At 63.1% G+C, this 12,851-nt stretch carries 10 protein-coding genes, 1 tRNA gene and 1 pseudogene; 9 read left to right on the plus strand and 3 right to left on the minus strand.

The window, feature by feature from the left end; translation table 11 throughout:
• Positions 1-124 precede the first annotated feature (124 nt).
• From GGQ85_RS10215 to GGQ85_RS10225, 3 genes are all read left to right on the plus strand, one after another.
• On the plus strand, positions 125-1,879 hold the full coding sequence (locus GGQ85_RS10215; protein WP_309774437.1) for a heparinase II/III family protein: 1,755 nt from the start codon (positions 125-127) through the stop codon (positions 1,877-1,879).
• Between the two features lie 193 nt (positions 1,880-2,072).
• Complete coding sequence (gene purH, locus GGQ85_RS10220) at positions 2,073-3,665, plus strand: bifunctional phosphoribosylaminoimidazolecarboxamide formyltransferase/IMP cyclohydrolase (RefSeq protein WP_309774410.1); 1,593 nt, start codon at positions 2,073-2,075, stop codon at positions 3,663-3,665.
• A gap of 156 nt (positions 3,666-3,821) precedes the next feature.
• Complete coding sequence (locus GGQ85_RS10225) at positions 3,822-4,478, plus strand: c-type cytochrome (RefSeq protein WP_309774411.1); 657 nt, start codon at positions 3,822-3,824, stop codon at positions 4,476-4,478.
• Between the two features lie 15 nt (positions 4,479-4,493).
• Here GGQ85_RS10225 and GGQ85_RS10230 read toward each other — a convergent pair whose 3' ends face one another.
• Positions 4,494-5,882 (minus strand): MFS transporter, encoded by a 1,389-nt coding sequence (locus GGQ85_RS10230; protein ID WP_309774438.1) that lies wholly within the window; start codon positions 5,880-5,882, stop codon positions 4,494-4,496.
• A 106-nt stretch (positions 5,883-5,988) separates the two neighbouring features.
• Between GGQ85_RS10230 and ggt the strand changes: the two genes are divergently transcribed.
• From ggt to panE, 3 genes are all read left to right on the plus strand, one after another.
• Entirely contained in the window at positions 5,989-7,746 is a 1,758-nt protein-coding gene (gene ggt / locus GGQ85_RS10235; protein ID WP_309774412.1) for a gamma-glutamyltransferase, read from the plus strand.
• 117 nt (positions 7,747-7,863) lie between these two features.
• Positions 7,864-8,460, plus strand: coding sequence for a DUF2239 family protein (locus tag GGQ85_RS10240; protein ID WP_309774413.1), 597 nt, complete (start codon positions 7,864-7,866; stop codon positions 8,458-8,460).
• 121 nt (positions 8,461-8,581) lie between these two features.
• Entirely contained in the window at positions 8,582-9,502 is a 921-nt protein-coding gene (panE, locus tag GGQ85_RS10245; RefSeq protein WP_309774414.1) for a 2-dehydropantoate 2-reductase, read from the plus strand.
• Positions 9,503-9,547: 45 nt separating this feature from the next.
• Here the strand turns inward: panE and GGQ85_RS10250 are convergent, their stop codons facing one another.
• Entirely contained in the window at positions 9,548-10,240 is a 693-nt protein-coding gene (locus GGQ85_RS10250; RefSeq protein ID WP_079445241.1) for a glutathione S-transferase family protein, read from the minus strand.
• 217 nt (positions 10,241-10,457) lie between these two features.
• Here GGQ85_RS10250 and GGQ85_RS10255 point away from each other — a divergent pair, with 217 nt between their 5' ends.
• A complete protein-coding gene (locus tag GGQ85_RS10255) occupies positions 10,458-11,264 on the plus strand; it encodes an undecaprenyl-diphosphate phosphatase (RefSeq protein ID WP_309774415.1) in 807 nt (268 codons plus the stop codon).
• Between the two features lie 98 nt (positions 11,265-11,362).
• On the opposite strand, the gene GGQ85_RS10260 is transcribed toward GGQ85_RS10255, so the two are convergent.
• Positions 11,363-12,331, minus strand: a complete 969-nt coding sequence (locus GGQ85_RS10260) for a complex I NDUFA9 subunit family protein (RefSeq protein ID WP_079445239.1) — start codon at positions 12,329-12,331, stop codon at positions 11,363-11,365.
• A 150-nt stretch (positions 12,332-12,481) separates the two neighbouring features.
• Between GGQ85_RS10260 and GGQ85_RS10265 the strand changes: the two genes are divergently transcribed.
• Both GGQ85_RS10265 and GGQ85_RS20835 read left to right on the plus strand, forming a co-directional pair.
• Positions 12,482-12,568 (plus strand) — tRNA-Leu (locus GGQ85_RS10265).
• 96 nt (positions 12,569-12,664) lie between these two features.
• Positions 12,665-12,841, plus strand: a pseudogene (locus tag GGQ85_RS20835) (DUF6538 domain-containing protein); the annotation flags it as partial.
• Between the last annotated feature and the right edge of the window lie 10 nt (positions 12,842-12,851).

The raw sequence follows: 12,851 nt of genomic DNA on the forward strand, positions 1-12,851 counted from the left end.
GCAAAGCAAGGGCGAGAGATTCGCGGCATTTCAAGATGGTGCGTTGCCGGCCTTTCCGGATTACAAGGACTCAGTCCTCATCACTGCAAAGGGATTCGCGAGAATCCTCACACCGAAGGCGCGCGTGTCGGTCGCTCATCGCAGACGCATTTCAATTCTGATCGTCCGCCGTTTCGCTCGTCGGACGATTGCGCGCGCCAGCGACGGGCCTGCGGCGCTTTCGCGGCTATGGCCCGGCCGCGCCGACCGCCTGACCATCGCGCCACACGACCTTCGTACGGCCGACGCCACCCGCGCCGCCGAAATTTATGCGGGCCGCTTCGTATTCGCGGGCAAGATCGTCACCTGTCACTCCCGCTCCATTTTCGACCTCGAACCGCCGTCCGAGGATTGGGAAGCCGCCCTGCTCGGCTTCGGCTGGCTGCGGCATCTCCGCGCCGCCGATACGGCGATTACGCGCGCCAATGCGCGATCGCTGATGGAAGACTGGATCTCGAATCCCACGCGCAGGCGGCCTGTAGGTCGGCGCGCCGACGTCATGTCGAGGCGCGTGATCTCGCTGCTGTCGCAGGCCCCGCTTGTGCTCGGCGATGCGGATGGAAAATTCTACCGCCGCTATCTGCGCGCGCTTGCCCGAGACATCCGTCTGTTACGTTTCGGCCTGCACGACGCGCCTGACGGCGTGTCACGGCTGCAGGTTCTGATCGCGCTGTGCTACGCCTCGCTGTGTCTTGCCAACCAGGCCCGCACCATCCGCAACGCGACCCGCAAGCTCTCCGAGGAATTGCGGCGGCAAATCCTGCCCGACGGCGGACATGTCTCGCGCAATCCGGGAGCTTTAATCGAACTGCTGATCGACCTGCTGCCGCTCCGGCAAACCTTCGCCGCACGCAACATCGCACCGCCGCCGGCGCTGCTGAACGCCATCGACCGCGTGATGCCGATGCTGCGCTTCTTCCGTCACGGCGACGGCGGCTTTGCGCTGTTCAACGGCATGAGCAGCACACCGTCCGACCTTTTGGCGACGCTCCTGGCCTATGACGACACCCGCGGCATACCGATGGCCAGCATGCCGCACACGGGCTTCCAGCGGATCGACGCCGGCGCGACAATCCTGATCGTCGATGCCGGTCCGCCGCCACCACCGAACCTCAGCGAGGAAGCGCATGCCGGCTGCCTGTCGTTCGAGCTGTCTTCCGGCTTGAACCGGGTCGTCACGAATTGCGGAATGTCCTCGACCAGCCGCGAGACGTGGCGCGTCTTCGCGCGCTCGACAGCAGCGCATTCCACACTGGTCTGCCATCAAACATCCTCGTGCCAGTTCGTCGAACAATCGGCGATGAAGCGGCTGCTCCAGGGGGCGCCGATTGTCAGCGGTCCGGCCCACGTCGAAACTTTTCGCGAAACCAATGACGACGGCGAGCGGCTGACGGCTTCGCATGACGGCTATCTCGCCCGGTTTGGTCTGATCCATCGCCGTGTGCTGACGATGGCACCGGACGGCTCGCGGCTGGAGGGCGAGGACATGCTAGCGCCTGCCCCGGGCGGCCGCATCAAAGGCGGCCAGATTCGTTACGCATTGCGTTTTCACCTGCATCCGTCCGTCAAGGCCAGCCGCCTCGATGATGCGCATGCCGTGATGCTGGTTTTGCCAAACCGCGAGGTCTGGACGTTCGAAGCGGCCGACAACCGGGTCGAGCTCGAAGACAGCGTTTTTCTCGCCGGCAACGACGGTCCGCGACGGTCCGCACAGATCGTGATTCACCAGAATGCCCGGGAAGTCCCCCGAGTGCGTTGGGGTTTCGTGCGTTCGACGACGTCGGCCGCGGTCACCAACGCCCGCCGTAATGCGCGGCGCGAACCGGAATTGCCGCTGTAGACGAAATGTGCCGGCGGCCTTGCCAGAGCAGGCCGGTTTCATCACCGGCAAATTCATGCTAACCGGCTGCGCTAAAGTTGTCGGCTTTGATGGAATCAAAGTCGGCACCGGGCTTCCGTTTTGACGCGTTTTCTTGACGCGAACCGATACCCTCCTCGCTCGAAAACGCTATGACCTTCCAGGATCGACAATCATGACCGACCGACCGCGCCGCGTGACCCGCGCATTGCTTTCCGTTTCCGACAAGACCGGCTTGACCGAGTTCGCCCGCGCGCTTGCCAGCCTTGGCATTGATCTGGTGTCGACCGGCGGCACCGCCAAGGCGATCGCAGCGGCAGGATTGAAGGTCAGCGACGTCTCCGACCTGACGGGCTTTCCGGAAATGATGGACGGCAGGGTCAAGACGCTGCATCCAAAGGTACACGGCGGCCTGCTCGCCATCCGCGACCATGCCGATCATGCAAAAGCCATGAAGGACCACGGCATCGTTCCGATCGACCTGCTGGTCGTCAATCTCTATCCGTTCGAGTCGACGGTCGACAAAGGCGCTGCTTACGAGGACTGCGTCGAGAATATCGACATCGGCGGCCCCGCGATGATCCGCGCCGCCGCGAAAAACCATGATGACGTCGCGGTCGTGGTCGAACCGCAGGATTATCAGGCGGTGCTCGACGAGCTCAACGCCAACGCGGGTGCGACCACGTTGAGCTTGCGCAAGCGCCTCGCCGCGAAAGCTTACGCCCGGACCGCCGCCTATGATGCCGCGATCTCCAACTGGTTCGCGCTGCAGCTTGAGACCGATACCCCCGACTATCGCGCCGTCGGCGGACGTCTCGCGCAGACGTTGCGTTACGGAGAGAACCCGCACCAGACCGCCGCATTCTACCGCACGCCGGAGCGGCGCGCCGGCGTCTCCACCGCGCGGCAATTGCAGGGCAAGGAATTATCCTACAACAACATTAACGACACCGACGCGGCCTATGAATGCGTCGCCGAATTTGACGCGGCGCGCACCGCGGCCTGCGTCATCATTAAGCATGCGAACCCCTGCGGCGTCGCTGAAGGCTCAAGCCTCACCGAGGCCTATCGCAAAGCGCTCGCTTGCGACCAGACTTCGGCCTTTGGCGGCATTATCGCGTTCAATCGCACGATCGATGCCGACGCCGCCAATGCGGTAGCCGGCATCTTCACTGAAGTCATCATCGCGCCCGATGCGACCGAGGAAGCGATTGCGATCATCGGTAAGCGCAAAAAACTGCGGTTGCTGCTGGCCGGTAGCCTGCCCGATCCGCGCGCGCGCGGCCTGACTGCGAAGACCGTCGCTGGCGGACTTTTAGTGCAGGGTCGCGACAACGCTGTTGTCGACGACATGTCGCTCAAGGTCGCAACCAAGCGCGCGCCGACCGAGGCTGAGATGCGCGACCTGCGCTTTGCTTTCCGCGTCGCGAAGCACGTCAAGTCAAACACCATTGTCTATGCCAGGGATCTGGCCACCGTTGGCATTGGCGCGGGACAGATGAGCCGCGTCGATTCCGCGCGCATCGCAGCACGCAAGGCGGAAGATGCGGCGCGCGAGCTGAACCTCACCGAGCCGCTGACCAAAGGCTCGGTCGTGGCGTCGGATGCGTTCTTCCCATTCGCCGACGGAATGCTCGCCTGCGTCGAGGCCGGCGCCACCGCGGTCATTCAACCCGGCGGTTCCATGCGCGACGAAGAGGTGATCAAGGCCGCCGACGAGCACGGCATCGCCATGGTGTTCACCGGCATCAGGCATTTCCGTCATTAGATCACGATGATTTTGAATCGAATCGATCCAAAATCATGAACGTGATCGATTCCAGTATTCTGAGAAGCGGGATGCGAGCGGAAAACCGCTTCACACTTTTCCTCATCCCGCTTTAAAGCGAGATACTACACGTTGAGATGGATGCGGGCAGAACGGATGAGACCGGTGATAGGCGGAGCGCTTCTGCTGCTGGGCGTGTCGTCGCTACCCGTGCTCGCGGGCAACGGTGAGGGTATCACCAAGCCGCCGGGCAGAGCGACAACCTGCACACCGTGTCACGGCCGGAATGGAGAGGGCCAGCCGGCAAGGGGCATTCCACGCCTTGCTGGTCTCAATGCGGAATACCTTGAACGTCAGCTCGATGGTTTCAATAACGGCGCGCGCAAGAACCGTGTCATGCTGATGATCGCATCGGATCTGTCCAACGACGAAAGAAAGGCGCTGGCCAACTACTATGCGGGCATGACGACACCGAAGCCCGAAACTGCTCCCGCTGATCAAGCCGTGATCGCGGCCGGAGCGAAGATTGCCGCGACCGGCGATCCCTCGAACGACTTGCCCGGTTGCGGACAGTGCCACGGTGCAGCGGGCCTTGACGCGGGAGCGAACTTTCCCCGCCTCGCGGGACAATCAGCACTTTATATCGAGAAAGCACTCCGGTCGTGGAAAGCCGGTGATCGCAAGGTCGATCCCATGGGGGTGATGGCCAATGTCGCAAACAAGCTGACCGACGATCAAATCAAAAGCGTGGCCGCGTATTACGAGAGTTTGCCTGTGGCAGCATCGGCCCCGACTCCGGAATCCAGGCCATGATCCGCATGCAGACGGTTACTCCCGCACGCGCGACAGCAGTGCAAGCCCCGCGACGAAGAACAACACCAGCACCGCCATGCCCGCCTTCTGGCTAGCGGTGATCGCGGTGATGAAGCCGACCAGCAGCGGGCCAACGAACGAGGTCACCTTTCCGGTCAGCGCGAACAATCCGAAAAACTGCGCAATGCGATCCTTCGGCGCCAGCCGGATCAGCAACGTGCGCGAGGCCGCCTGCAATGGACCGCCGGCGCCGCCAATCAGACAGCCGAGGATGAGATAGGCTTTTTCCGCGGGTGCTGCGAACAACCCGCCGCCGGGCACGGGCGGCGCGACCTTCACGAACAGGATCGAATCCTTGTCGACCATCAGGATCGCCACGATCGCCAACAATAAAACAGTCATGCTCGCGGCGATGACGAATTTTGGACCCACCCGGTCGTCGAGCTTGCCGCCGATCCACGCGCCGAGCGCGCCGGCTATCGCCAGCAGTATCCCGAACGTTCCGATCTCGATGGTATGCCAGCCGAAGGTGCCTGCGGCATAGATCCCGCCGAACGCGAACAGCGACACCAGCCCGTCGGTGTAGATCATGTTGGCGAGCAGGAAGGTCGCCAGCGACCGTCGTTTCGGCAATTCGCGGAGCGTGCCGCGCAACTCGATCAACCCTTCGCGCAGCGCCGCTCGCACCGGACGCTTGGCCGGGAAATCCGGTGTCAGCAAAAACATCGGCAGGACGAAGACGACGAACCAGAGGCCTGTCAGCGGGCCTGTGATGCGATCGCCCTGGTGGGTTGCGGGATCGAGACCGAACAACGGCGTCACGCCGAACAGCGTCTTGCCGGTGGCGCGATTGGCGGCGAGGAAACCCAGCACCAGGATCAGGCTGAGGATGCCGCCGATATAGCCGGTGGCCCATCCGGTCCCCGACAGGCGACCGATCTTGTGCGGCGGCACCAGCGACGGCATCATCGCATTGTTGAACACGGTGGCGAATTCGACGCCGACGGTAGCGATGCCGTAGGCGATCAACAGCGGCAGGATCAGGCTGGCGTCACCGGGCTTGCCGATCCACATCAGGCTGGAGCCGATGACCAATAGCGCGCCGAAGGCCGCGATCCACGGCTTGCGCCGGCCGCTGGCGTCGGCGATGGCGCCCAGCACCGGCGAGGCGAGCGCGATCACGATGCCAGCCGCGCCGGTCGCAAATCCCCAAAGCGATTGCCCCTCGGCCGGTGTCGCCGCCACGAAAGTCGCGAAATACGGCGCGAATACGAAGGTCGTAATCAGCGTGAAATAGGGCTGCGCCGCCCAGTCGAACATGATCCAGCTGGCAATGGCGGCGCGAGAGGCATAGCCCTCTCCGAGATTCGCACTGGCCGCCGGTAAGGCTGTCGTCACCGTCATGCCCGATATGTTGTGTCGAATCATGTGGGCGTCTGACCTTGCGCCTGAGTTCCTATAGCATTGCTCCCATCAACAGAGCGACTCCTCCAGATCCGGAACCGAATGGATGATCCACCGCGAGCCGCGTCGGTCCATATTTTCCGTGATCGCCTTCTGCGTGATCATAGCATTTGCGCCGCTGTCATGGCCCGCCGTCGCGCAGGATGCACGCGGCACGGCTCCGACCACGACCTCCGATGCGGCCCGTCCGGTTGCCGCCAAACACGGCATGGTGGTGGCGCAGGAGCGGCTCGCGGCCAAGATCGGAGCGGAGGTGCTTGCGCAGGGCGGCAATGCCGTCGATGCAGCGGTCGCGACCGGCTTCGCCCTGGCGGTCACCTACCCGCGCGCCGGAAACATCGGCGGCGGCGGGTTCATGCTGATACACCTCGCCGATTCCAGACGCGACATCGCCATCGATTATCGCGAGACCGCACCCGATGCGATCAGACGCGACATCTTCCTCGGCGCAGACGGCGCGCCCGACCCGGCGAAGTCGCGCGATTCCGCGCTCGGCATCGGCGTGCCCGGCACCGTCGCGGGGCTCGCGCTGGCGCTCGACAAATACGGCTCGGGCAAGTTCACCCTCGCCCGTCTTCTCAAGCCTGCGATCACGCTGGCACGCTACGGACTCGAAATCGCCGACGACAACGCCGATACGCTGTCGCAATCGCATGACCGTTTTGTGCGTTGGCCGTCCTCGATGAAGATTTTCGCGCATCCTGACGGCACTCCGCTGCGCGAGGGCGACCGGCTGGTCCAGACCGATCTGGCCGCGACCCTGACCGCAATCGCCGAGTACGGGCCGCAAGGATTCTATGAAGGTTCGGTGGCCTCGAACCTGGTGAAAGCGATCGACGCAGCCGGCGGGATCATGACGCTTGAAGACCTCAAGTCCTATCGGCCGCTGATCCGAGAGCCGGTGCGTGGCAGATATCGGGGCTACGACGTCGTTTCGATGCCGCTGTCCTCGTCGGGCGGCACCGTACTGCTCGAATCGCTGAACATCCTCGAAGGCTTTCCGATGCGCGATCTGCATCAGGGATCGCTGGATTCACTGCACGTGCTGGTCGAGGCGATGAAGCGCGCTTATGCGGATCGCGCGCGCTATCTCGGAGATCCCGCTTTTGTCAACGCCCCGATTCAAACCCTGCTTGCGAAGGACTATGCAACGAAACAGCGCGCGTCGATCGACATGATGCATGCGACGCCTGCGGCCGCCGTGCCCGTGCGGCCGCAGCGCGAGGGAGACAACACCACGCATTTTTCCGTGGCCGACGCCTTCGGCAATGTCGTCAGCAACACCTATACGCTGAACTTCAGCTACGGCGTCGGGCTGGTGGCGGAGGGCACCGGCATTCTGCTCAACAATGAGCTTGACGATTTTACCGCCGCGCCGGGCGCGGCGAACGCCTTCGGCCTGGTCGGATTCGAGGCCAACCTGCCCGGCCCCGGCAAGCGACCACTGTCTTCGATGACTCCGACGATCGTTCTGAAGGACAGAAAACCGGTGCTGGTGACGGGATCGCCGGGCGGCAGCCGCATCGTCTCCACGGTTCTTCAGGTGATCGTCAACGTGCTCGACTACGATATGAACATTGCAGCCGCGGTCCACGCGCCTCGGCTGCATCATCAGTGGCTGCCGGACGAGGTCCGCGCCGAACAGGGATTCCCCGATGGCATCATCGCGGGATTGCAGGCGCGAGGCCACGCCGTTGTCGTACCGATGGGACAGACTTCGGCCAACTCCATCGCCATCACCCCGGACGGGTTGTTCGGTGCGCCGGACCCGCGTACCCGCGGGTCGCATGCTGCGGGATATTGAGGCGCGCACGTCGTTTGGAGCCGAACGATATGGCTCGTAATATTTATCCGGGTAATATTGACGGACTAATTATATCCGGGTAATAAATGCCAGCCAACCCGCAGCCGGACACCTCCCATGATGCATGACCAGACCTCCTATTTTACCGCTTTCGAGGGCCAGCGGCGGATCGCATCTGGCCCGCTCACCGATGTCGCGCTCGCCGTCAAACACGCAGGCACGCGCACGACTGCTCCGATCGCAATCTACAGCGACGAGACCGGGCGCCCGATCGACCTCGATTTGCGTGGGTCCGACGATGAGATCGCGGCTCGCCTGCGGCAGACCTTGCCGGTGGAAACGATCATAGCCAGCGGGGCCTCCAAACCGGGCGAACCGCGCGGCCGCGGCCGGCCGAAACTCGGCGTGGTCGCGCGCGAGGTGACGCTGCTGCCGCGGCACTGGGAGTGGCTGAGCGCGCAACCCGGCGGGGCGTCGGTCGCCTTGCGCAAGCTGGTCGACGAGGCGCGCCGCGCAAATAGCGACAGGGATCGCAGCCGCGCGGCACGCGACGCTGCCTATTACTTCATGTCTGCGATGGCGGGCGATTTTGCAAACTTCGAGGAAGCCGCACGCGCGCTGTTCGCCAACGACCGGCGGCGGCTAGCAGCCCTGATCGCCGGCTGGCCAGACGACATCCGCGATCACATCGTCAAGCTGGTGGAGCGGATTTGACATTCGCTCCATGGTCTGGCGCAAACAGAAGATCGAGCGGCTGATCTGACGAAACAGGAACGAGCCTTGCGCCCCGCGAACCTGTGTCGAAGAAACTTAAAAGGCAAAACAGAAAAGAGCGATGCGCATTCTCGTTGTCGGGGCCGGCGCGACCGGTGGCTATTTCGGCGGCAGGCTGCTGCAGGCGGGTCAGGATGTGACCTTCCTGGTGCGTCCCAAACGCGCCGCTGAGCTGGCAAGCACCGGTCTTGTCATCAAGAGTCCGCACGGCGAGTTGACGCTCCGCAATCCGCCGACAGTCCAGGCTACTGGCTTGAAGCAGACATTCGATCTGGTTCTGCTGAGCTGCAAGGCGTTTGATCTCGAAGGCGCGATCACATCGTTCGCGCCGGCGGTGGGGCCGCGCACGGCGACCCTCCCGCTGCTCAACGGGATGCGGCACCTGGAGATGCTCGACGCAACATTCGACCGCGAGCGCGTGCTCGGCGGCCTGTGTTCGCTCGCGGTCACGCTCAACGAGAAGCGCGAAGTCGTCCACCTCGCGCCAATGCAGTCGCTCCGTTTCGGCGAGCGCAACGGCGGCACAAGCGAACGCGTTCGGGTGATAGCCGAAGCTTTCGCCGGCGCCAGTTGCGGAGCACAGGCATCCGAAACCATCATTCAGGACATGTGGGAAAAGTGGGTGTTTCTAGCGACGCTCGCCGGCACGACCTGCATGATGCGCGCATCCATCGGCCAGATCGTCGCCGCACCTGGCGGACACGATTTCATCCTTGCCGTGCTGGCCGAAGTTGCCGCTCTTGCGAGCGCGGCAGGTCACGCGCCGCGCGAAGATTTCCTGAGCAGCGCGTCGGCAATGCTGACGGCGAAGGAATCGCCGCTGACCGCATCCATGTTCCGCGATATCGAGGCCGGCGCGCGGGTCGAAGCCGATCATATCATCGGCGATCTCATCACCCGAGCCGAGGCCGCAAAGCTGCCGATACCGAAACTTCGCACCATCTATACGCATTTGAAGGCGTACGAGAACCAGCGGGAATGATTGCCGCATCCGCGACCGCCCCGCCGTCTTCAAAAATCCAGATCTTCAAAAATCAAGGTCGACATAAGTGCGCGATGCCGGCACGCCCGCCAGCCATTCGCTTAGCAACGGACGGAACGACGGCCGCGACTTGATCCGCGCATACCACGCCTTCGCCGCCTCGTCCTCGACCCACGGCACGTCGCCGAGATAATCGATCGCCGACAGATGAGCCGCCGCGGCGAGATCGGCATAGGTCAACCGATCGCCGGCCAGATAATTCCGCGTTCGCGCCAGCCAGCCGATATAGGCCAGATGATAGCGCACATTGGTCCGGGCAGCGCGCATCACGTCGGTCTCCGGCGGACCGCCGCCGATCTCCTCTCCCATGAAGCGCTTGTAGATGCGTTCGGTCACCAGCGGACCGGAAACCTCCTCGAAGAATTTCTCGTTGAACCAGGCCATCAGACGACGCACCTCGATGCGCTCGGGCATTGACGTCGGCAACAACCGACGCTCGCCGACGCGCTCGCCGTAGGTCTCGTCGAGATAGTCCGCAATGATACCGGCGCCGGGAACCGCGGGGATGCCTTCGGCGATCAGCACCGGCGTGGTGCCGGCCGGATTGAGTGTCAGGAAAGCTTCACGCCGCTCCCACACCCGCTCTTCCACCGGTCGGACATCGAGTCCGTGTTCGCCGAGAATCAGGCGAATAAAGCGCGATTGCGGACAGAATGGATGGTGAAGCAACGTGAACATGGGGCCCTTGATAAGTTTGCGATGCTTAAGAAACTATCTCCAAAGCGTTAACGGCAGAGCGTTAGCGGCACGCGCGCCTCCGCTGAGCTGTCGAGTAGCGGGTGAAACTGCGTTCGCCCGGGCCAGATTCATGGATTTGGGCATTGCTGCCCTGCGGCGAATAAGCGAGAAGGACGCATCGTTCGCAGTCGACTAGAATTCAGGGTAGGCCCTTCCCATGATTTCCGATGTGATCAGAGCCGTGATTCTCGGCATCATTGAGGGCGTCACCGAATTCCTGCCGGTGTCCTCAACCGGCCATCTGCTACTGGCGGAGCGCTTCTTCGATCTCGGTTCGGGGAACTTCTGGAACACATTCACGGTGTTGATCCAGCTTGGCGCAATTTTGGCGATTGTGGTCATCTATTTTGCGAAACTGTGGCCGATCGCGCTCGGCATGTTCTCCAACGCCGAGGATCGGCGCTTCGTCATCGGCGTGCTGGCGGCCTTTCTGCCGGCTGTGATCGTCGGCCTGATCGCCGGCAAGTACATCAAGGAACTACTATTCAATCCGTGGGTGGTGTGCTTCTCGCTGATCGTCGGCGGCGCGGCTTTAATGTGGGTCGATCAACTCGATCACCGGCCGCGCGAACACGACGCCACGGCCTTTCCGCTGCCGATGTATATCTGGATCGGCATCGCACAATGCGTTGCGATGATTCCCGGCGTATCGCGCTCCGGCGCCACCATTGTCTCCGCGATGCTGCTCGGCGCCGACAAGCGCGCGGCGGCGGAGTTTTCATTCTTCCTCGCGATCCCCACCATGATCGGAGCCTTCGCCTATGATTTCTACAAGAACCGCGCCGACATGACGACCGACAATCTCGGAATCGTTGCGATCGGCTTCGTGGCATCGTTCGTCACGGCGATCATCGTGGTCAAAGCATTCCTGAGCTACGTCACGCGCAACGGCTTTACGTTCTTCGCCTGGTGGCGGGTGATCGTCGGCACGCTCGGTCTGATCGCGCTGGCGCTGGGGCGGTAGAGTCCCACCGGACCATCATCATCGCGAGCGCAGGATCAACTCGGAAATCCACGAAGCTAACCGCTTCGTCGCTCATAACTCTCTCAACGATAAAAAGGTCACGCCCCCTTCGGCGCGAACTGACCGGCCTTGCGGAAGCGCCAGAGATATTGCGGCACCACCGCCTCCATGGAGTCCGGCGCGATCCCCAGCCCTTGCAGCGTCAAGCCCGCGGCCGTCGCCGCATCGGAAACGACATTGTCGGTCTTGAGCAGCGTGACCTGATCCGGCGTCAGCTTCAGCGGCCCCGGCGCGAACTGCAGGACCATCGCCTTGAGCCGGGCAATCGCGAACGGCAGCGGCACCAGCATCCTCTCCCGTTCGATGACGCGGAGAATGATCTGCATGATCTCGCGCATCGAGAGCACCTCGGGGCCGCCGAGTTCATAGACGGCGCCCGCTTTGGTCCAGCCGTCGACCGCGTCGGCCACGGCGGTTGCGACGTCGCCGACATAGACCGGCTGCATCCGGGTCGCGCCGCCGCCAATCAGCGGCAGCAGGGGTGACATCCGCGCCAGCGCGGCAAACCGGTTGGTGAACTGGTCCTCGGGGCCGAACATCACCGACGGCCGCAGGACGGTCGCAGACGGCACCGCCGCCAGTACCGCCCTTTCCCCGGAAGCCTTGGCGCGGGCGTAGGCCGAAGCCGATGTCGCATCGGCGCCGATGGCCGAGACGTGCACCATGCGCGCGCCGGCCGCCGCGGCTGCCTCCGCAATGGTGGCGGCGCCTTTGGCCACCACGGCATCGAAAGTCTGCCGGCCGTTCTTGGTCAGGATGCCGACCAGATTGACGGCCACATGGGACCCCCGCATGGCCGCACCGACCGACCCCGGATGGCGCAGATTGACCTGCACGGCATGGATCTGGCCGACCTTGCCGAGCGGCTGCAAATGTCCGGCCAGTTCGGGGCGCCGAACACCGACCCGAATGCGGTAATCCCGCTTGGCGAGAGCGCGCACCACATACCGGCCGAGGAAGCCCGAGCCTCCGAAAACCGTGACGAGCGTGTCCGAATGCGATGCCATGATGCGGTCCTCAAGGGCGATAATTTCAGGTCTAGAGAATGGATATTCCGCCGTTCCGCGGCACGTCAACCGGCGGACCGCTCAGCCACCTATTGAGGACGCCTTCAAGGATTTGACAAGCGCGCGGCCGATGCCTACTAACCCGGCCGGGCCCAGGTGGCGGAATTGGTAGACGCGCTGGCTTCAGGTGCCAGTGGCTGCAAGGTCGTGAAGGTTCGAGTCCTTTCCTGGGCACCACGATGCTTTCAAATCTTTGTTTCGAAAGCAAATAAGCAAAATCAAGGAGTTGACGCTACCCGCCTGGTACAAAAGGTTGGTACAATGCCCCTTGCTATGTCACGTCCCTGGAAGCATCCCAAGAGTGGTGTCTATTGGCTACGTCGCGCCGTGCCGGCCGACTTAAGGCGGCTGATCGGTAAGCGCGAAGAGAAGCAGACGCTTCGAACGAAAGACCCCGCGGAAGCAAAGCGGCTGCATGCCAAAGCCCTGGCTGAACTTGAGGCCAGATGGGGGAATTTGC

The sequence above is a fragment of the Nitrobacter vulgaris genome, assembly GCF_031453995.1.
Taxonomy (GTDB): domain Bacteria; phylum Pseudomonadota; class Alphaproteobacteria; order Rhizobiales; family Xanthobacteraceae; genus Nitrobacter; species Nitrobacter vulgaris.